The organism is Maricaulis alexandrii, from assembly GCF_005871165.1.
Taxonomy (GTDB): domain Bacteria; phylum Pseudomonadota; class Alphaproteobacteria; order Caulobacterales; family Maricaulaceae; genus Maricaulis; species Maricaulis alexandrii.
In genome coordinates, this window is record NZ_SWKP01000005.1 from 1 (window position 1) to 20297 (window position 20297).

Annotated in this window: 15 protein-coding genes; 3 read left to right on the plus strand and 12 right to left on the minus strand. The window is 62.6% G+C overall.

Annotated elements, in window-relative coordinates:
- Positions 1 to 402 precede the first annotated feature (402 nt).
- Positions 403 to 3189: a DNA polymerase I gene (gene polA / locus FCS99_RS03335; protein ID WP_138510575.1), complete on the plus strand. Its 2787-nt coding sequence runs from the start codon at positions 403 to 405 to the stop codon at positions 3187 to 3189.
- Between the two features lie 648 nt (positions 3190 to 3837).
- Entirely contained in the window at positions 3838 to 4686 is an 849-nt protein-coding gene (locus FCS99_RS03340; protein ID WP_138510577.1) for a CPBP family intramembrane glutamic endopeptidase, read from the plus strand.
- 185 nt (positions 4687 to 4871) lie between these two features.
- Here the strand turns inward: FCS99_RS03340 and gyrB are convergent, their stop codons facing one another.
- The 8 genes from gyrB to FCS99_RS03380 all read right to left on the minus strand — a co-directional run bounded on the left by gyrB (position 4872) and on the right by FCS99_RS03380 (position 14740).
- Entirely contained in the window at positions 4872 to 7268 is a 2397-nt protein-coding gene (gene gyrB, locus FCS99_RS03345; protein WP_138510579.1) for a DNA topoisomerase (ATP-hydrolyzing) subunit B, read from the minus strand.
- 73 nt (positions 7269 to 7341) lie between these two features.
- Positions 7342 to 7968 carry a LysE family translocator gene (locus tag FCS99_RS03350; protein WP_138510581.1) on the minus strand — a complete coding sequence of 209 codons (627 nt, stop codon included), beginning with the start codon at positions 7966 to 7968 and terminating at the stop codon, positions 7342 to 7344.
- A gap of 7 nt (positions 7969 to 7975) precedes the next feature.
- Entirely contained in the window at positions 7976 to 9895 is a 1920-nt protein-coding gene (locus FCS99_RS03355) for a hypothetical protein (protein ID WP_138510583.1), read from the minus strand.
- Between the two features lie 32 nt (positions 9896 to 9927).
- On the minus strand, positions 9928 to 10659 hold the full coding sequence (locus tag FCS99_RS03360) for a proteasome-type protease (protein WP_138510585.1): 732 nt from the start codon (positions 10657 to 10659) through the stop codon (positions 9928 to 9930).
- 34 nt (positions 10660 to 10693) lie between these two features.
- Entirely contained in the window at positions 10694 to 11494 is an 801-nt protein-coding gene (locus FCS99_RS03365) for a transglutaminase family protein (RefSeq protein ID WP_138510587.1), read from the minus strand.
- A 5-nt stretch (positions 11495 to 11499) separates the two neighbouring features.
- Positions 11500 to 12441, minus strand: coding sequence for an alpha-E domain-containing protein (locus FCS99_RS03370; RefSeq protein WP_138510589.1), 942 nt, complete (start codon positions 12439 to 12441; stop codon positions 11500 to 11502).
- 1 nt (position 12442) lies between these two features.
- The gene (locus FCS99_RS03375; protein WP_138511226.1) at positions 12443 to 13843 is read right to left on the minus strand and encodes a circularly permuted type 2 ATP-grasp protein; all 1401 of its coding nucleotides are present in this window, start codon (positions 13841 to 13843) and stop codon (positions 12443 to 12445) included.
- Positions 13844 to 14077: 234 nt separating this feature from the next.
- On the minus strand, positions 14078 to 14740 hold the full coding sequence (locus FCS99_RS03380; RefSeq protein WP_171036223.1) for a TetR/AcrR family transcriptional regulator: 663 nt from the start codon (positions 14738 to 14740) through the stop codon (positions 14078 to 14080).
- 109 nt (positions 14741 to 14849) lie between these two features.
- Here FCS99_RS03380 and FCS99_RS03385 point away from each other — a divergent pair, with 109 nt between their 5' ends.
- On the plus strand, positions 14850 to 15599 hold the full coding sequence (locus FCS99_RS03385; RefSeq protein WP_138510593.1) for a CPBP family intramembrane glutamic endopeptidase: 750 nt from the start codon (positions 14850 to 14852) through the stop codon (positions 15597 to 15599).
- Here FCS99_RS03385 and recF read toward each other — a convergent pair.
- The 4 genes from recF to rpsT form a co-directional block, all read right to left on the minus strand.
- The gene (recF, locus tag FCS99_RS03390; protein ID WP_233352643.1) at positions 15596 to 16699 is read right to left on the minus strand and encodes a DNA replication/repair protein RecF; all 1104 of its coding nucleotides are present in this window, start codon (positions 16697 to 16699) and stop codon (positions 15596 to 15598) included. The two genes, FCS99_RS03385 and recF, sit on opposite strands and share 4 nt — an antisense overlap.
- 65 nt (positions 16700 to 16764) lie before the next feature.
- Positions 16765 to 17883 (minus strand): DNA polymerase III subunit beta, encoded by a 1119-nt coding sequence (dnaN, locus tag FCS99_RS03395; RefSeq protein WP_138510597.1) that lies wholly within the window; start codon positions 17881 to 17883, stop codon positions 16765 to 16767.
- Between the two features lie 172 nt (positions 17884 to 18055).
- A complete protein-coding gene (gene dnaA, locus FCS99_RS03400; protein ID WP_138510599.1) occupies positions 18056 to 19540 on the minus strand; it encodes a chromosomal replication initiator protein DnaA in 1485 nt (494 codons plus the stop codon).
- A gap of 485 nt (positions 19541 to 20025) precedes the next feature.
- Entirely contained in the window at positions 20026 to 20292 is a 267-nt protein-coding gene (rpsT, locus tag FCS99_RS03405) for a 30S ribosomal protein S20 (protein WP_138510600.1), read from the minus strand.
- Between the last annotated feature and the right edge of the window lie 5 nt (positions 20293 to 20297).

Consider the following 20297-nt stretch of genomic DNA (forward strand, 5'->3'; position numbering starts at 1 on the left):
CCAAACTCGTCAACGTCGCCGTCATGCGAAAGCTCATCGAGGCTGCAAACCTCGTCCTGAAACGCCAAACACCATGGCAATCAGAAATGCAAACGACATAGTTGCTTCTCCCCGGGGAGAAGGAGGGCGATGGCATTGAAAACGTGTAGATCTTGTTTCGCGACTTTTTGACTCTCCTCGCCCTTGATGGGCGAGGGGGACCGCGCGCATGCGCGGTGGAGTGGGTGACCTTCAAAAGATCAGAAAGCGCTTTGCGCTTTCACCCCTTCCGCTGGGCATGCGCCCGGCACCTTCCCCATCAAGGGGAAGGAGGACATTGAGCCCCCTGCCCTGACCTCCCCGGATGACGCCCCGGACGGGTCAGGCTAACCTCGCGCGACGCATGCGAAGAGGATCCCCGCCATGGCCATCAAGAAGCCCATCGACGAGAACTCCCATCTCTATCTGGTCGACGGGTCGGGCTATATTTTCCGGGCCTATCATGCGCTGCCGCCGCTGACGCGGACGGACGGGACGCCGGTGGGGGCGGTGCAGGGGTTCTGCAACATGTTGTGGAAGCTGCTGGAGGACCTGAAAGGCGAGGATGCGCCCTCGCACCTGGCGGTGATCTTCGACCATTCCGGCAAGTCCTTCCGCAATGAGATGTATGACCAGTACAAGGCGCACCGACCGCCGGCGCCGGAGGATCTGGTGCCGCAATTCTCCATCATCCGCGATGCGACGCGCGCCTTCGGCACGCCCTGTGTGGAGCTGGAGAATTACGAGGCCGACGACATCATCGCGACCTATGCCCGCCAGGCCGAGGCCAAGGGCGCGAAAGTCACCATCGTGTCTTCGGACAAGGATCTGATGCAGCTGGTCAGCGACCGGGTGGAAATGTTCGATGCGATGAAGAACAAGCGCATCGAGGCGGAACAAGTGGTCGAAAAGTTCGGCGTCGGGCCGGACAAGGTGATCGATATCCAGTCCCTGGCCGGGGACAGTGTCGACAATGTACCCGGCGTGCCCGGCATAGGCATCAAGACCGCCGCCCTTTTGATCAATGAATATGGTGATCTGGACACGCTGCTGGAGCGGGCCGGCGAGATCAAGCAGAAGGGCCGCCGAGAGAAGCTGCTGGCCCATGCCGATGATGCGCGCATCTCGCGCGATCTGGTGACGCTCAAGGTGGATACACCGGTCGTCGAGGACATGGACGAATTCGGCCTGTGCGATCCGGATCCCGAAGTCCTGGTGCCCTTCCTCAAGGAGATGGAATTCCGCACCTTTACCCGCAAGGTGGAAGAGGCGCTGGGCGGACCGGCAGCGGACGAGACCGGCGATGCGACGGCGCCCATCAATCGCGAGAATTATGAGTGCGTGACGACGATGGACGCGCTCAAGACCTGGATCGAGCGCGCCCGCGAGGCCGGTGTCGTCGCGGTGGATACCGAGACCGATGCCCTCTCCGCCACGGCCTCCGGCCTGGTCGGCGTGTCGATGGCGACCGCGCCGGGCATCGCTTGCTATATCCCGCTGGCGCATGTCGATCCGGCAAGCACGGGCGACATGTTCGATACCGGCAAGGCGCCGGACCAGCTGGACATGGATACGGCCCTGAAGGCGCTGAAAGACCTGCTGGAGGACAAGACCGTCCTGAAGGTCGGCCAGAACATCAAGTATGATCTGGGCGTGCTGTCACGCTATGGCATCCATGTCGCGCCCTATGACGACACGATGCTGATTTCCTATGTCATGGATGCCGGCCTGCACAAGCATGGCATGGATGAGCTGGCAGAGCTGCATCTGGGCCATCAATGCATCCCGTTCAAGGAGATCTGCGGCACGGGCAAGAACCAGATTACGTTCGACAAGGTGCCGCTGGACAAGGCCACGCAATATGCGGCGGAAGATGCCGATGTGACGCTGCGCCTGTGGGAGATCCTGAAACCGGCCGTCGTCGCGAAGAAAAAGGCGACCGTGTACGAGACGCTGGAACGGCCGATGGCCAAGGTGCTCTCGGACATGGAACGGGCCGGCATCAAGGTCGATCCGGACCAGTTGCGCCAGCTCTCCTCCGACTTCTCCCAGAAAATGGCCGCCGCCGAAGCCGCCGCGCACGAGGCTGCGGGCCGGGAGTTCAATCTGGGCTCGCCCAAGCAGATCGGCGAAATCCTGTTCGGCGAGATGGGCCTGCCCGGCGGCAAGAAGACCAAGACCGGCGCCTGGTCGACCGATGCGGCCGTGCTGGACCAGCTGGCCGCCGAGGGGCATGACCTGCCCGTGGCGCTCTTGGAATACCGCCAGTACTCCAAGCTGAAATCCACCTATTCGGACTCGCTCTTCGACCATATCAACCCGAAGACCCAGCGCGTGCACGGCTCCTTCTCGCTGGCCGCGACGACAACGGGGCGCCTGTCCTCGACCGAGCCCAATCTTCAAAACATCCCGATCCGCACCGAGGCCGGCCGCAAGATCCGCGAAGTCTTCATCGCCGAGCCGGGCAATTGCCTGGTCGCGGCCGACTATTCCCAGGTGGAGCTGCGGCTTCTCGCCCATATCGCCGGGGTGGACAGTCTCAAACAGGCCTTCCGCGACGGGATCGACATCCACGCCATGACGGCTTCGGAAGTCTTCGACGTGCCGCTGGAAGGGATGGACCCGATGGTCCGCCGCAAGGCCAAGGCGATCAATTTCGGCGTGATCTACGGCATTTCCGCCTTCGGCCTGGCCAACCAGATCGATGTCTCGCGCGAGGAGGCCAAGGCCTTCATCGACGCCTATTTCGAGAAATTCCCCGGCATTGCGGACTATATGGAGCGCATGAAAACCGAGGTGAAGGAGAAGGGCTATGTCGAGACCATCTTCGGCCGCCGCGCCCACTTCCCCTCGATCAAGGACAAGAATCCGAACATGCGCATGTTCGCGGAACGCCAGGCCATCAATGCCCCGATCCAAGGCTCGGCCGCCGACGTCATCCGCCGCGCCATGATCCGCATGGACGACGCCCTCAAAGCCGCCAAGCTCGACGCCCGCATGCTCTTGCAAGTGCATGACGAACTGGTCTTCGAGGTGCCGGAAAACCAGGCGGACGATCTGATCGCCCTGGCGTCAAAGGTGATGAGTGAGGCGTGTGCGCCGGCCCTGGAGCTGAGCGTGCCGCTGGAGGTCGATGCGAAGGCGGGGGCGAGCTGGGCTGAGGCTCATTGATGCCCTGGTTGGTCGCGATTGTGGCGGGGTTAGCGCTGCAAGCCTGCCCGATCCCGGCTCCGGAGCCTCGAGTGAGGATCGAACCGGAATTGCCCTGCATGGCCGGGGGTTGCCCTCCGCCAGCCGACATTGACGAGTTTCCCATTTCCGCGACGGCCACTTTCGATATCAGGCCTGACGGAAGTGACGGGAGTGTGAGCAATGTGCAAGTAGAAGCCGAGACCTTGCTCTATCCTATTGTGCGCACCGCAGTAACGCGCGCCGTTGAACGCTGGATATTTGAACCGGATGACGCGAGCACGGGAGCCCAAGCTTCCTTTGAACTCAACTTGCCTTGACCCTTCTTTCGAAGGCTCGGGGCCAAAACGAGCTCACCCCTTGTCATCCCGGACGGATGCCCGGCCTTGAGCCGGGTGGAGATCCGGGACCCATGCCTGCACAAGCGAGGCTCTTCGAAATGGGTCCCTGCTCTGCGCCCCGCTTTCGCGGGGCATTCGGCAGGGATGACAAAGGGGTGGTGACTGTCGGCTTTCGCCCGTTTTTGAACGATCGTGCAGTCGGCGGGATGGCCTCGTGCGGGTTCCCCGTTTTGCCGGGAGGGCGGATGCGGGACACACTCCGGATCAATCACAGGCCGGGGACGCCGACATGAGTACCGAGACCGCAACACGCCGGGATGCGTGGATATCCATCACGATCTTCCTGCTGATCGTGGGCGCGACGAGCGCTGTCTTTCACTGGGCGCTGGTGACGCTGAACCCGACCAGTCTCTATGTCGGGCCGTTGATGTGGATGCCGGCCATGGCGGCTTTCGCCACCCTGCTGATCCGCGGCCGCTCGATCCGCAGCCTGCCGTGGAATTGGGGACGCTGGCGCTTCAATGCGAAGGCGTTTCTGGTCCCGGTCGTCTATGTGAGCATCACCTATGGGCTGATCTATGCCCTCGGCCTGGGCGGGTTCCCGGACATGGACACGATCGGCGAATGGCGGGCCGAAACGGGTCTGGCGGACATCCCGCAATGGGGTCTGATCGCGGTGGTGGTGGCCCTGCTGGGCACGGTCGGTGCGATCCGGGCGATGAGCACGGTGGTCGGCGAGGAGATCGGCTGGCGCGGTTTCCTGGTCTGGGAAATGCGCAAGGTGATGCCCTTCGGCGCGGTCGCCCTGGTGAGCGGGCTGATCTGGTCCTTCTGGCACTGGCCGGTCGTGGTCTGGTATGGCGGCGGCGATGCCCTGACCCAGATGACGGTCTTCACCATCATGATCACCAGCATGTCCGTGGTGATGACCTATTACACGTTCAAATCCCGCAGCCTGTGGCCGTCCGTGATGTTCCACGCGGCCCACAATGTCTTCATCCAGAAAATCTTCGACCCGCTGACCGCCTATAATGACAGCACGTCTTTCTGGGCGGGGGAATATGGCTGGATGATCGCGATCGTGACCGCCGGGTTCGGCCTGGTCTACTGGTTCAAGGCCCGCAAGGAAGGCCTCTGACCCCAAACAAGAACGCCCGCCGGAGCGATCCAGCGGGCGTTTTTTGTGCGTTTCTTCCCCATGAAATGGGGAAGTGGGCCGATGCGGAGCAGCGGGTCGATGGGGCGGCGCTCCGGCGCCGAATTACCGGCTTCGCCGGCCCCTCCGTCCCTGCGGGACACCTCCACATAAAATGGGGAGGAAAATCAGGCGTCGACCTCGGCCTCGAGCGCGTGTTCCTGGATGAAGTCGCGACGCGGTTCGACGACATCGCCCATGAGCTTGGTGAAGAGCTCGTCGGCGGTGTCGGCATGGGTCACCGAAACCTGCAGGAGAGAGCGCGCATTGGGATCGAGCGTGGTTTCCCAGAGCTGGCCGGGATTCATTTCGCCCAGACCCTTATAGCGCTGGATCTTCATGCCCTTGGCACCGGCCGTGGTGACGGCGTCGACCAGCTGGCTGGGCGAATTGATCACCACCGTGCCGGATTTCGGCGCAAAGACCGCCGGCCCCATATAGTCATTGGCGACGACAGCAGCGCGTTCGGACAAGCGCTTGGCATCCGGGCTTTCGCGCAGATTGGGCTCCAGCACGATCTTCTCGGTCACGCCCCGAACCTCGCGCCAGAGAATGAGCGACATGTCCTCGCCCAGCTCGGCCTGCCAGGTGTCTTCGCCCTCGTCGGAAACGGCATTGAGGCGATCGGCCGCGCGCTTCAGCGCTTCGGCGTCCGGGTCCAGCACGAGCGCGCCAGCCAGGGCTGCGGCCTCGAGCGCAAAGCCCGGGGCCCGCGCGGTCAGGCGATCGACAGACAGTTTGATACTGCGCGCCGCCGCAACCCGTTCGGTGAGGTCCTGACCGGAGGTCACCTCTCCATCATGCAGGGTCAGCGTGGCCTCGGAGACGCCCTCCTCGATGAGGTAGGCGTCCATCTCGGCCTGGTCCTTCACATAGCGCTCGGACCGGCCCTTGGCGATTTTGTAGAGCGGCGGCTGGGCGATGTAGAGATAGCCGCGCTCGATCAGCTCCGGCATCTGCCGGTAGAAGAAGGTCAGCAGAAGCGTGCGGATGTGGGCGCCGTCCACGTCGGCATCGGTCATGATGATGACCTTGTGGTAGCGCAGCTTCTCGTAATTGATCTGGTCGCGCCCGATGCCCGTCCCCAGCGCCGTGATCAGCGTGCCGACCTGGTCGGAGGAGAGCATCTTGTCGAAGCGCGCACGCTCGACATTGAGGATCTTGCCCCGCAGCGGCAGCACGGCCTGGTTTTCGCGGTGGCGGCCCTGCTTGGCAGAACCACCGGCCGAGTCACCCTCGACGATGAAGAGTTCGGACTTGGCCGGATCCTTCTCCTGGCAGTCGGCGAGCTTGCCGGGCAGGGAGGTGATATCCAGCGCCGACTTGCGGCGGGTCAGTTCACGGGCCTTGCGGGCGGCTTCGCGGGCCGCCGCGGCCTCGATGATCTTGGAGACGACCATTTTGGCTTCGTTGGGGTGCTCCTCGAACCATTCCGCCAGCGCCTCGCCGACCGCGCCTTCCACGGCGGGACGGACTTCGGAGGAGACCAGCTTGTCCTTGGTCTGGGACGAGAATTTCGGATCCGGCACCTTCACCGAGAGCACGCAGGTCAAGCCTTCACGCGCATCATCACCGGAGATCGCCACCTTGGCCTTGGAGGCGAGGCCGGATGAAGCCGCATAGGAATTGATGATCCGGGTCAGCGCACCGCGGAAACCGGCCAGGTGCGTGCCGCCATCACGCTGCGGGATGTTGTTGGTAAAGCAGAGGACATTCTCGTGATAGCTGTCATTCCACTCCAGCGCCGCCTCGACCGTGACCCCATCGCGCTCGCCCTGGATCAGGACCGGCGGTGTGAAGATCGGGGTCTTGGTGCGGTCGAGGTGGGAGACGAAGGCCGCCACGCCGCCCTCATACATCATCGTGTCGGAGAAAGGCTCGGAGCCGCGATCATCCTTGAGCGTGATCTTCACGCCGGAATTCAGGAAGGCGAGTTCGCGCAGGCGGTGCTGCAGCGTGTCGCGATCGAACTCGGTCATGGTGAAGGTCTCTTCGGACGGCATGAAGCGCACTTCCGTGCCCTTCTGGCCCTCGGCATCCCCGATCACCTTGAGATCTTCCTCGGCATCGCCGCGGCGGAAACGCATGTGGTGCTTCTTGCCATTGCGCCAGATGGTCAGGTCCATCCAGTCGGACAGGGCGTTCACCACCGAGACGCCCACACCGTGCAGACCGCCGGACACCTTGTAGGAGTTCTGGTCGAACTTCCCGCCGGCGTGCAGCTGGGTCATGATCACCTGGGCAGCGGAGACACCTTCCTCGGCGTGGATGTCGGTCGGGATGCCCCGGCCATCATCCCGCACGGAAGCGGATCCGTCCGCGTGCAGGCGCACGACGACTTCCGTACAATGGCCGGCCAGGGCTTCGTCGATCGCATTGTCGACGACCTCGTAGACCATGTGATGGAGGCCGGAACCGTCATCGGTGTCACCGATATACATGCCCGGACGCTTGCGCACGGCATCGAGGCCCTTGAGGACCTTGATCGAGTCGGCGCCGTATTCCTGATTCGCTTCTTCCGTCATGGTTTTGTTGTACAGGTTTCGCCGGTCTGTGACCACTCGCGCGCACACGCGCGCATGCGCGTACGCGTGAGTCTCAGCGCGCAACCAGAAGCACGATGGCGATGGCGGTCATGACGCATCCGGTGAGGATATCGGCGCCGCGGCGGACGGACGGGCGGGTCATCCAGATACGGGCCTTGTGGGCGCCGCCGATATAGGCCCCGGCGGTCGGCACGGCGAGCGCAGCCATCATCGCGACCATGAGAAGATAGGTGGGCAGATTGATCGCCTCGAGCGGCACGAAGGCCGGCACGAGCGTGAGGTAGAAGGCGATCGGCTTGGGATTGGAAAGCGGCATCGCCACGCCGGCGATATAGGTCGCCGCCCACGAAGTCTTCGAACCGGAGCGGAAGACCGGTTTGGGCCGGGCGCCCGTCCAGGCACTCCAGAACGCGCGGAACGCCATCCAGGAAAGGTAGGCCACCCCGACGATCTTGGCCGCCATCCAGAAGGCCCCCAGCTGGTCGGCGATGGCCGCCAGGCCGGTGACGGCCAGGGTGAACCAGAAAATATCCCCGGTCAGGATCCCCACGCCATAGACCGCCGCATGCCAGGGACCGGCATCCAGCGTGCGCGCGATCATGGCAGCAATGCCCGGTCCCGGCGTGACAAAGAGGATCAGCAGGGCGCCGGCAAAGAGGAGGAGGTTTTCCAGGCTCATGAATGGGCTAAGCGATCTGGAAGCGGCGGCGGATTGTCAAAATGAGTTGGAACCAGAAAGCAACAGCTATGACTTGTTGAAGTACTCCCCACGCGCCCAGCCAAGCTCGAAGCCGAAACGAGTCGCCGACACCCAAATGAGAAAATGGCTCTGCGTCAAAAGTCGATATTGCGATGGGACCGAACATGTTGCCGGAAGAAAATTCCAGAACGCTTGCAATTGTTGGATGGACCGGTGCCCCAAGTGAAAGGCCAACGCCCTCCCATGCCGCTGGGGCCATAACTCCTATCGATAGAAGAAAGAAGCACACGCTGACCACAAAAAGCGTCAACAGAGACCGACCTGCACGAAGGGGCGACAATCCGTAATCGCTGCACCAACCATAAGCCTTGGCTAAAAGCTTTTCAGCAAATGGGGCACGCGACTGCCGCTGCCTCGCCATCAGCGCAAGTTTATGGAGCCGATGCTTCCTCAGAACATCACCTCGGATCTCTGCTGCGGTCTGCAAGGTTCTAGCGCCAGACTCTAATGCGAGAAGCGCTGTGTCACCGGATTGACTTGCAGGTTCAAGCGCTTTTTCGAAAAAAACCTTCTCTTCCTCTGACTCAACCAAGGATGGGTAATCTATTCCATCTTCTAGCCGAGCCCCTCCAAAAGCAGCAACAGCGTGGACGCATTGGTCAGACCATAGGGCCCGCTTCTTAAATATCGCTCCGCTAAATGCCTCCTGAAAGTTCGCTGGATCATCCGTCAGCTCAACATTTTTGAAGGAACACTTCCCATGAAACTCAGAACTGGAGAAATTTACCTTCCCCTCAAGTCTCGCTCGCCTAACCTCTGCACCCTTGGGGGCAATATCGTCGCCAAGCGAGAAACTACCACAAAACCTGCAATCCTGAGCTTCAAAGCTTCCCTGAACAACAATTCCATCGGCTTCAAATCGTTCAGCGAACGTGCTTCTGATTGAATTAAACGAGCCCCCGATTTTTGCTTGATCGGCCCGAAATACGTCGTCAAAGCGAGCCCAATACGCTTCAAAATTTTGCTGTACGCGTAGTCGCCAGACAGAAACTCTCGAATGAAACACGCCCATTGCGATAGAAATTGAATGCAAGTTCGCCGAATGAAAATCAGCCCGTTCAAAAAATTCGCAACCATGAAGGTCAAGTGCGCATTCGGGATCGTGTGGCGTTATGCTCGCCTCATCACAAAAAATGCTACCGCTAAACGAAATCGATCCATTTGCCGTTCCCGACCAATGAAGTTTCCCATCAAATAAGGAACTCAAGAAACCCGACCCACCACCCATGTGTGATTGGAGCCAGACCGCGGGCCCAACTAAAAGGCAGTTCCTAGCATAGATATCGAGTTCCCGATCGGCGAACCATTTGGCCTGCAATATCGAACCACTCAGCTGAGCACGACCGTCAAAACCGACGAGATGCCGAGATCCATCCTCATGCTCCTCGACACCCATACGGTCCGATGAAGACGCCTCCAACTTCCGCTCAACCTCTTCCTGCAGCCGTGCAGTCTCCGATGAGCTCCAATTGTTTTTGAAGCTATGTGCAATTTGTGGCGCTAGGCCTGATGCCTCCGCATTCGGAAAGTGCGCGATATGAAAAGGCGTGCCTACATGGCTGATGAGCAATCCAGCGCTTCTCAGCTCGTCATCTGACCTAAATTTTTGCCTGACATGGTCAAAGCGCCAATAGTCTTGCAGAGAACAGGCGACGGCACCTTTCGGCACGTCACCCTGACGATGAACAATTCCATCTTTGTGGTAGTGCCCGAGCCATTGGTGCCGTGGGATACCGTCGGCGCTTCTCTTGCCGAGTCCTTCCCATGAATAATCGGCTCCGCGCCATTCACCATACCAGCGAGCAATCCTATCTTTTCTAACCCTGTCCAGCTGCTCGATGTCCAAAGCTTCACCCAAATCTCAAATGGTCACCAAACTTAGAACTTGAAATCCGGAAGCGCGTCAAAGGCGACTTTCAGGGCGTCGCTCCAGCCGGAGGAAATCTGGTTGAAATAGTCATCATCCGGCTCGATGCGACGCTGGATGCCCGGCTCCAGCGTGTCGGCCGTGTAGACATGCATGTCCAGCGGCAGGCCGACGGAGAGATTGGCTTTCAGCGTGCTGTCAAAGGAGACATAGAGCAGCTTCACCGCCGCCTCCATGCTCATCGCCGGATCGAAGGCGCGCACCAGGATCGGGCGGCCATATTTGGTTTCGCCGGACTGGAAGAAGGGCGTCTCCTCGCCGGCCTCGATGAAATTACCCTCCGGGTAGACCAGGAAGAGGCGCGGCTCCATGCCCTTGATCTGGCCGCCGACGATCAGCGTCGCGCTGAACGGGCTCTCCGAGACCGGCCCCTCGCCGGCCTGGTGGCGGACGCATTCCTTCAGCGTGTCGCCGACAATCGTGGCGACCTGGAACATGGTCGGCGCCTCGAGGAAGGTCGGGCGGCGCTCATCGGGAATTTTCGAACGCTCTTCCAGCAGGTTGATGACCGCCTGCGTGGTCGCCAGATTGCCCGCCGTCATGATCGTGATGACACGTTCGCCGGGCACGGACCAGGTGAAGAGCTTGCGGAATTTGGAGACATTGTCGACGCCCGCATTGGTGCGGGTATCGGACATGAAGATCAGACCCGAATTGAGGCGCATGCCGACGCAATAGGTCACCGGGAATCACTCTCCAGAAAAGCCGGGTCCAGCGTTACTGCTGGACCTGCAGGGTGACAAGCAGGGTTTCCTCGCCGCCGCCATAGGTCACGCCCGAAATGGGAGCCGCTTCGCCATAATCCAGCCCGGTGGCGACGCGGACATAACGTTCGTCCGGGGAGATCCCGTTGGACGGGTCGAAACCGACCCAGCCGAGGCTGTCGATATGGACTTCGGCCCAGGCGTGACTGGCTTCCTGGTCCACGACCCCGTCCATCAGCAGATAGCCACTGACATAGCGGGCGGGAAGGCCCATCTGGCGCGCCATGCCGACTAAAATATGAGCATGGTCCTGGCAGACGCCGTGACGCTTTTCCGCAGCGTCCTCGCCGCTCGTGGCCACATGCGTGGACCCGACATCATAGCGGACTTCCTCGGCAATCAGCCGCGACAGGGCGTGCAGACGCGCCAACGTGTTTTCGGCATCGTCCGGCAGGGCTTTGGCCAGTTTGCGCATGGCCGGTCCTGGACGGGTCCGATCCGTCTGGCGGGTATAATACCAGAGCGGTGCCGGGCTCTTGTGCGGCCCCGTCATGCCCGACGTATCGCGGGTTTCCACCACGCCACGGCAGGCAATCACCAGGTCGCGGCTGCCCGGATCAACCCGCACCAGATCGACAGCATTCCCGTGCTCATCGGTAAAGCGGGCCTGCAGTGTGCCCCCTTCGATGGTCAGCTCCCAGTCCGACACATCCTGCACGTCACTGCTGAGCGGTCTCAACCGGACTTGCTGCAGGCCGTAGGGGATGGGCGTCTCGAAGGTATAGCGGGTCTGGTGGGCGATGGTCAGCTGCATCGGCTCTACTCGTAAAAGCGGTAATCGGCTTCGATCTGGCGGCCGAGCGCATTGTTGCGGGACAGGAAGTCGGTGATGAATTCGTGCAGGCCGGCGGCGAAGATGTCGTCGATCGTCATCCGGTTGAGCCGCGCCTGCCCCTCTTCGGCCATGTCCTGGCAGGGCTTTCGCATGTCGTACTCGCGCTCCAGGGCGGAGAGATTGTCGACGATCTCGCACCAGCAATAATAGAGCGAGCGCGGCATGTGCCGGTCCAGGATGAGGAAGTCGGCGATATGCGACGGATCATTCTCGCCGCCATGCAGCCAGGAATAGGACCGGTCCGCCGAGACCGAGCGCAGCACCGTCTCCCATTGCACATTGTCGAGCGAGGAACCGACATAAGAGGTGGCGGGCAGGAGGACGTAATACTTCACGTCCAGCAGGCGGGCCGTGTTGTCGGCGCGCTCCACGAATGTCCCCAGCCGCGCATAGGCGAAAATATCGTCCTGCAGCATGGTACCGTAGAGCTGACCCCGGACCAGGGCGCTCTGCTGCCGCACCGCGGACATGAGGGCTGGGAGTTCTGCAATACGGACCGGGCGCCGCAGCAGTTCGCGCAGGGTCATCCAGCCTTCATTGACCGCTTCCCAGACATCGCGGGTCAGGGAAGTGCGGACCTGGCGGGCATTGCGCCGCGCACCTTCGAACAGGGTCATGACGCTGGCCGGATTGTCCGGGCTGCGCATCATGAAATCGATCACCGGCCCGGTCTCGAACGTGTCGTGGACCTCCAGGAAGGCATCGCGGCAACCCGCCGTGGTGATGATGGACTCCCATTCGCCCTCGGCACTGACCGAGCGGGTCAGGGCCATGCGGAAGCCGGCCTCGACCAGGCGGGCCGTGTTTTCAGCGCGTTCGAGTTGGCGGAACATCCAGTAGAGGCCGCAGGCATGCCGTCCCAGCATATCAGTCCTCCAGTATCCAGGTGTCTTTGGTACCGCCGCCCTGGGAGGAGTTCACCACCAGGGAGCCCTTCTTCATCGCGACGCGGGTCAGCCCGCCCGGCGTGATGTCGATCCGGTCCGGCGAGACCAGGACAAAGGGCCGAAGATCGACATGGCGCGGGGCCAGCCCGGCCTTGGTCAGAACCGGAACGGTCGACAGGGAAAGCGTCGGCTGCGCGATATAGTTGGCCGGCCTGGCCTTGAGCTTCTTGCGGAAGCCGGCGATTTCCTTCTTGCTCGCCGCCGGCCCGACCAGCATGCCGTAACCGCCGGAGCCATGGACCTCCTTGACGACCAGGTCCTCCAGATTGTCGAGGACATAGGCCAGGGCGTCCGGCTCGGCACAGCGCCAGGTCGGGACATTCTTCAGGATGGGCGGTTTGCCGGTATAGAATTCGATGATCTCCGGCATGTAGGAATAGATCGCCTTGTCATCGGCCACGCCCGTGCCCGGCGCATTGGCGATGGTGATGCCGCCGGCGCGGTAGACATCCATGATGCCCGGAACGCCCAGCACACTGTCCGACCGGAAGTTCAGCGGATCGAGATAGTCATCATCCACCCGGCGGTAGAGGACATCGATCGGCGTGTAACCCTGCGTGGTTCGCATCGCGATGCGTCCATCCACGACGCGAAGGTCATGCCCCTCGACCAGGGCGGCGCCCATCTGGTCCGCCAGGAAGGCGTGCTCGAAATAGGCGGAGTTGTGGATGCCCGGAGTCAGCACGGCAATGGTCGGCCGGGCCCCGCGACTGGCCGGCGGCGCGCTTCGGGCCAAAGCCCGGCGCAGATTGACCGGATAATCGCCGACCGGCTGGACCGGGACGCGGGAAAAGAGTTCCGGGAACATGCGCAGCATGGTTTCCCGGTTTTCGATCATGTAGGAGACGCCCGACGGTGTGCGGGCATTGTCTTCGAGCACGTAGAATTCGTTCGGACCGGTCCGGACGAGGTCGGTGCCCACAATGTGGGTATAGACGCCACCCGGCGGCGACACCCCGATCATCTGGGGCAGGAAGGCCTGATTCTCGGCGATCAGATTGAGCGGCAGGCGACCCGCCTTAATGATTTCCTGCTTGTGATAGATGTCGTGCAGGAAGGCATTGATGGCGCGGACCCGCTGCTCGATGCCGCGCTCCAGCCGCGCCCATTCGCGGGCCGAAATGACCCGCGGCACGATGTCGAACGGGATCAGGCGCTCATCCGCATCCCGGGCTCCGTAGACATTGAAGGTGATGCCGGTACGACGGAAGAATGTCTCCGCCTCGCGCGACTTGCGGGCGAGTTCGGCGGGCGTGTAGTCGGACAGCCAGCGCGCATACTCCTCATAGGGTTCCCGCGGTGCGCCCGCTTCATCATGCATCTCATTGAACGCCACACATCACCTTTGCCGCTGGATCGCGCGCACAGGGCCGCGAATTCCGGCGATGCGCCGAACCGCACCGCGTCTGAAGGACTGTGTTCTGACGATCCCGCCTGCATTCGGCAGAGCGGGAGAAGCCGGGCCTGTGGTCGCCGCGCGCCCGCTCTTGATGGCGGCGCTTGATAGCTCCCAGAACACCTTGTTTTTTATAGTGTCGAGCGCGGTCGGGCAACTCTAGGGGTTCGGGTTTTCGTCCGAATCCGGCCCGGTAACCAGATATCCGTAGATCGTGTCCGCCATCGCGGCGACAAACTGGTCGTCGCTCAGGCGGATCAGGGCCCCGGCCCCGTCCTCCGGATAGAGGCCCCGCTCCAGGGGCAGGGTGTTGAGCAGATAGGCCAGCATCTGGGCCGCCGTCTCCGGATCACCCATCCGGACCTCATCGGCGAACAGGTCAATGACCTGACGGGCCGAGGCCAGGCTGGCATCGATATAGGCCTGCCAGTCATCGCCCACGAGATCGGGACGCAGGCGGGCATAGAGATGGGCCGCCTGAAGCAGGTGGCCGTGTTCACGCAGAAAACCCCAGGCCGAGCCCATGATCTGGCGAAGCGCCGCGCGGAGGCCTTGCCCGGGGTCCAGTTCAATCCGGCCCTCGGCGGCCATGTAGGCGTCGAGCCGGGCCCGGTAGAGCTCGAAGATCACCGGGATGAAGGCGTCCTTGTTCTCGAAGCGGCGATAGACCGTGCCCACGGCCAGTCCGGCTTCAGTGGCCAGCTCCGCCATGGTGAGGCTGTCGAAGGCGCGGGTACGGAGCAGGCGCTCCAACGCGGCCACAAGTTTGTCCCGCGTGGCCCGCGATCGCGCCTGGCTGGCCGGTTTGGTGCCTTGACTCATCTCAACCCACTCTCTAAATGCGAATGAGAATTCGCATTCGCAATTTGATCGTCTGCTTGGTCGCATCAGGGACCCGGCAGGTCAATCCCGCCCAGCCGAAGGACATGCCATGCTCTCCCCGCTCCTGACCGAACCCGCCCTGCTCGCCGGCCTCTCAGCCATCGCCGTCCTGCTGGTCATCACCTGGGTGGTTGACCTGCTGGACCTGCGCCGGAAACGCGCCAGCCAGCCGGGCTATTCCAAGCGCAAGGCCTATGCCCGCACCATGCTCATGCTGTGGACGACGGCGGCGCTGTGTGTCGCCGCCTGGCTCGGCTCCGGCCGCGATCTGGCAACGCTGGGCCTGTCAGCCGGAACGGGTTGGCGCGGTCTGGCGGGATGGATCGCGGCCCTGCTGGCCTCGGCCTATGTCATCTACACGATCTATCTGGCGGCCACGTCCCGCGAGGCCCGCGCGAACATCCGGCAGCAATTCGACACGGCGAAAGGGATGGATCTCCTGCGGCCGCAAACCCGGAAGGAACATCGCGACTTCCAATTCCTGTCGGTCACCGCCGGGGTCACGGAGGAGATCATTTTCCGGGGCTTCCTGATTGGCGCCCTCGCCCTGGTTCTGCCGCTCTGGCTGGCCGCGTTTGTCTCGGTCGCGGCCTTCCTGCTGGCGCACATCTATCAGGGCGCCGCCGGGCTCGGTCGGATTGCACCGGTCACCCTCGTGATGACCGGGATTTTCCTGGTCTCCGGCACGCTCTGGCCCGCCATTCTCCTGCACTGCCTGGTCGATGCCGCCGCGGGCGGAATGATCGCGCTGGTGGATCATCATGAAGCGGCCGACAAGGCCGAACCCGTCCCCGCCTAGCAGCGGGTCACTTCGGCCGCGTCCACCTCGAAATACTGGATGTGGCCGCCAAAGGGTTCGAACAGGACCCGTTCAACGCCCGTCAGCCAGGCCTGGGATCCGGTCGCCAGGATCTCCCGGGCCAGTCCTTCCCGGCGCGGCGCATCCAGATGGGCACAGGCTTCATCGAACAGGAGAAGCGGTGCCTGGCCGCCCTGCTGACCCAGCGCCCGGGCCTGGGCCAGGGCGAGGGTCAGGATCAGGGCCTTCTGTTCACCGGTGGAGCAATCCGCCGCCGGCTGATCCTTCATCCGGTGCCGGGCGACGAGCTCGGTCCGGTGGGGGCCGCGGGTCAGGGTCCGGCCGACAATGGCATCGCGCTGCCGGCCTTCCCGCAGAGCGGCGGCGAAATTGTCCTCGGCCGTGCCGGCATCGGCACCGCCGGCCAGGTCCGCTTCCACCGCACCGTCCAGCGCCAGGTCGGCTTGCGGAAACACGCCTTCCGGCCGGGCATCGATCTCGCCCTGAAGCCGGATCAAGGCGTCCAGCCGTGCCGCGGCCATGGCCACGCCGTGCCCCGCCATGTCCTGCTCGAGCGCGTCCAGCCAGGACGGGTCGGCCCGGCCTTCATCCAGAAGGCGCTGGCGGCGGGTGCGGATTTTCTCATAGGCGGAGGCCGCCTCGGCATGGGCAGGGTCGGCGGCATAGACGAGCCGGTCGAAAAAACGGAGACGGTCCGCCCGCGGTCCGGCAAACAGGCGGTCCTGGGCCGGGGTCAGCCAGATCATCGGCACCAGGCGGGCCAGCTCGCCCTGGGGTGCGGGCTCACCATCGATCCGGGTCTGCCGGCGACCGCCCTCACCGGAACCGACACCGACGCGCCGCTCCCCGTCACGCGTCTCAAGCTCGGCAAAGACAGCCCAGCTGGACGCGGGTTGTCCGTCGATCTTGCGGACCACACTGTCCGCCCCGGCCGAGCGCAGCCCGCGTCCGGGAGCGAGAAAGGAGAGCGCTTCGAGCAGATTGGTCTTGCCCGCCCCATTGGCCCCGAACAGGGCCACCGGGCGCGGCTCCAGATCGAGATCGAGGCTGGCATAGCTGCGAAAATCGGTCAGGCGCAAACGACGAACCGCCGCCGGTGGCACCGGCGGCGGCTGGTCAGTCTCGTATGCTTCTTCGTCCGGCGTCACACGCGCAGCGGCATCAGCACGTAAAGCGCGTCCGGGTCGCCGCTGTCCGTCACCAGCGCCGGCGAGGCGGCATCGGCGAAGTGGAAGCGGGCTTCGTCACCCTGGATCTGGGACGCGACGTCCAGCATGTAGCGGGCGTTGAAACCGATGGAGAAACCATCTTCCGAATAGGAGACGGCGAGCTCTTCCTCGGCCTGGCCGCTTTCCGGATTGTTCACCGCCAGGGTCAGCGAGTCCTCGCCCAGGGTGAGCTTCACCGAACGGGACTTTTCGACCGAAATGGTCGCGACACGGTCCACGGCTTCGGCGAAACGCTTGTTCTCGACCGACATGAGCTTGGAATTGCCGCGCGGAATGACGCGCTCATAGTCCGGGAAAGCGCCATCGATCAGTTTCGACGTCAGCACGGCGCGGCCAAGACGGAAACGGATCTTGCCCTCGGAGACGGAGACTTCGACATCGTCATCGGCATCTTCCAGCAGACGGCGGACTTCCTGGACCGTCTTGCGCGGCACGATCACGGCGGGCATGCCGTCCGCCCCGTCCGGCAGGTCGATCTCGGCCAGGGCCAGGCGGACACCATCGGTGGCGACAGCGCGCAGCGTCTTGCGGCCATCCTGGTCGGCGGCGTGCAGATGGATACCGTTGAGATAGTAGCGGGTCTCTTCGGTGGAGATCGCGAAACGGGTCTTGTCGATCAGACGCGCCAGTTCACTGGCCGGCATCTGGAAGCGGTGTTCCAGATCCTCGGTCGGCATGACCGGGAAATCGCCGGGCGGCAGGGAGGGCAGGTTGAAGTTGGACCGGCCTGCCCGAAGGGTCAGACGCGGATCGCCACTATTCATCTCCAGCGTGACATCGGCGCCATCGGGAAGCTTGCGGGTGATGTCATAGAGCGTGTGCGCCGGCGCGGTGATGAGGCCTTCGCCCTCGCAGCTGGCATTGGTGGTTTCCAGGATCTCGATATCCAGGTCGGTCGCGGCAAAGCTGGCACCGTCCGGACCGGCCGAGATCAGCACATTGGACAGGATCGGAATGGTGTTGCGCTTCTCGACAACGGCCTGGACATGGCCCAGGGCCTTGAGGAGGGTCGCGCGCTCGATCGTCAGCTTCATGTCTCGCGTTCCGCTTTTAGCGTATGTGTTGTCAGCGTCTTGAGGGACGGCACAGCGGGCCGGACGCTCGTGTGCAAATCAGGGTGGACCAAAGAGGATACATGAAAACGCGCCTTCGCAAGAGATTTCTCCAGCGTCAGCGCGTTCTCATTAACCGTGTTCGCAAGCGAGGTCAGCCCTGCAAGTCGCGGGTGAGGCGATCGATTTCATCGGCAATCGGATCACCGGACTCCATCATGGAGGTCACCTTGTTGACCGCGTGAATGACCGTGGAATGGTCCCGGCCACCGAAACGGCGGCCGATATCCGGCAGGGACCGCGTGGTCAGCGTCTTGGACAGATACATGGCCACATGGCGCGGACGCACGACGCTCTGAGTGCGGCGCTTGGAGCAGATATCCGCCGGCGTCACACCGAAGTGCGAGGCGACCGCTTTCTGGATCTCGTCCACGGTCAGGCGCTTTTCCGAGCTGAGCGACAATTCGCGCAGGGCGGTGGAAACGGCTTCCATCGTCACCGGCAGGCCGAGCAGGGCCGTGCGGCAGATGACATTGTTGAGGACGCCTTCCAGCTCCCGCGGGCTGGTCGTGATGCGGGCGGCGAGGAAATCGCGCACCGGCTCAGGCACGTCCAGCACCGGATAGTGGCATTTCGCCTGGGCGATCTTGCAGTCCAGGATCTGGCGGCGCAGATCGAGATCTGGCTTGCCCAGCGGACAGGAGAGACCACCGACCAGCACGGAACGCAGACGCTCATCCGCGACCTGGAGTTCCGACGGCGGACGGTGCGAGGCGAGGACAACCTGCTTGTTCTCGGCAACCAGGGCCGCGATCGTGTTGAGCAGCTCGTCTTCCGTCTTCGGCTTGCCGGCGATGAAGTGGACATCATCGATCAGCAGGACATCGACACTGCGCACCATCTCCTTGAAGGAGAGCGTGTCGCGGGCCCGCATGGCCGACACGAAACCGGACAGGAATTCCTCGGCTGTCAGGTAAAGGGCCTTGCGCGGACGGGAATGGTGTTCGAAGGCCGATGCCACGGCGTGCATGAGGTGCGTCTTGCCAACCCCGTAATCGCCATAGAAGAAGACCGGATTGAAGGGCGGCGTCTGGGCACCCACGACCGTGCGTGCGGCCGCGGCGGCGACTTCATTGGCCGGACCGACGCGGAAACTGTCAAAGGTGAAACGCGTTTCACCAAGATTGTCCGCATCGGACTCCCCGTCCGCCTGGGTCGACGGCTTGGCGGACGACAGGGGCTTTTGCAGCGCTTCACGGACTTCACGGACCGGCGCGGACGGCTGGGACAAACGGGCTGCGCCCGGCGCAACCAGGGGCTGCGGCTCGGGATCACCCTCGGCGAGCAGGTGAATGGCGCGATGGGTGGAGTCGAGTTCCGCCCAGATACCGCGAATTCGGGCACCCCAATGGTCTTCAACCCAGTCGCGATTGAACGTGCTCGGAGCCACGATGATAATGGCACCCGTTTCGGAAACACGGACCCGAAGACGTGCGATTTCCTGGGAGTAGATTGCCGGGCCGCACTCGTCTCTCAGATGGGCGCGAACCTGCCGCCAAGTTGCGGAAATCCCCCCTGCACCCTCGACCTCTGCACCCGCGTTCTTGGCTTCTGCCACAGCCAATTTGTTATACGCCATCGTTCGCCACACTTTTGTTGTTCCCACGCACTACGCGCAAGCCATGTGTTTGTAATTTCGGCAAAATTTCCCCTCGCCCAGCGCCGCAGAATTGGTCGCCAGACCCGGAATGTTATCCGCATGGGGATGATCGCCCTCAGAGGTCCAAAGGTTACGCTTTCCCCATTTTCGGTCAACCGGATTCAACGCCTCGAATCAGAGATTCTTCGCTTGACACGAGAAATCCGTGACCGGATCGATGTTTGTCTTTTGTGACGGATTTATGACAAAATTTCCGGTCTTTTTTCACGACCAAAACGTCCCCATTTCTGGCGCGCGGATCACCGAAAGCCGGCTTTGGCAACCCCTCCGTATGAGGATTAAAAAAATTCCTCACATGACCGGAATTTCGCAAATTGAACCGGTCGCCATCCAACGTCCGGACAAAAAAATACGCCCGAGGCGTGTGCCCCGGGCGCATTTGATAATCGGTCGTAAAAGGTGGCTTAGGACGCCATCGCCTTCACGCGGGCCGACAGGCGCGAAACCTTGCGCGAGCCGGTGTTCTTGTGAACGACGCCGTTGGACACAGCGCGCATCAGTTCCGATTCCGCCTGGACCAGAGCGGTCTTGGCAGCAGCCTGGTCGCCGGACTCGATCGCCAGTTCGACCTTCTTCACAAAGGTCCGCACGCGCGAGCGGCGAGCCTTGTTGACGGCCGTGCGACGCGCAATCTTGCGAACCATTTTCTTGGCCGAGTTGGTGTTGGCCATCGATC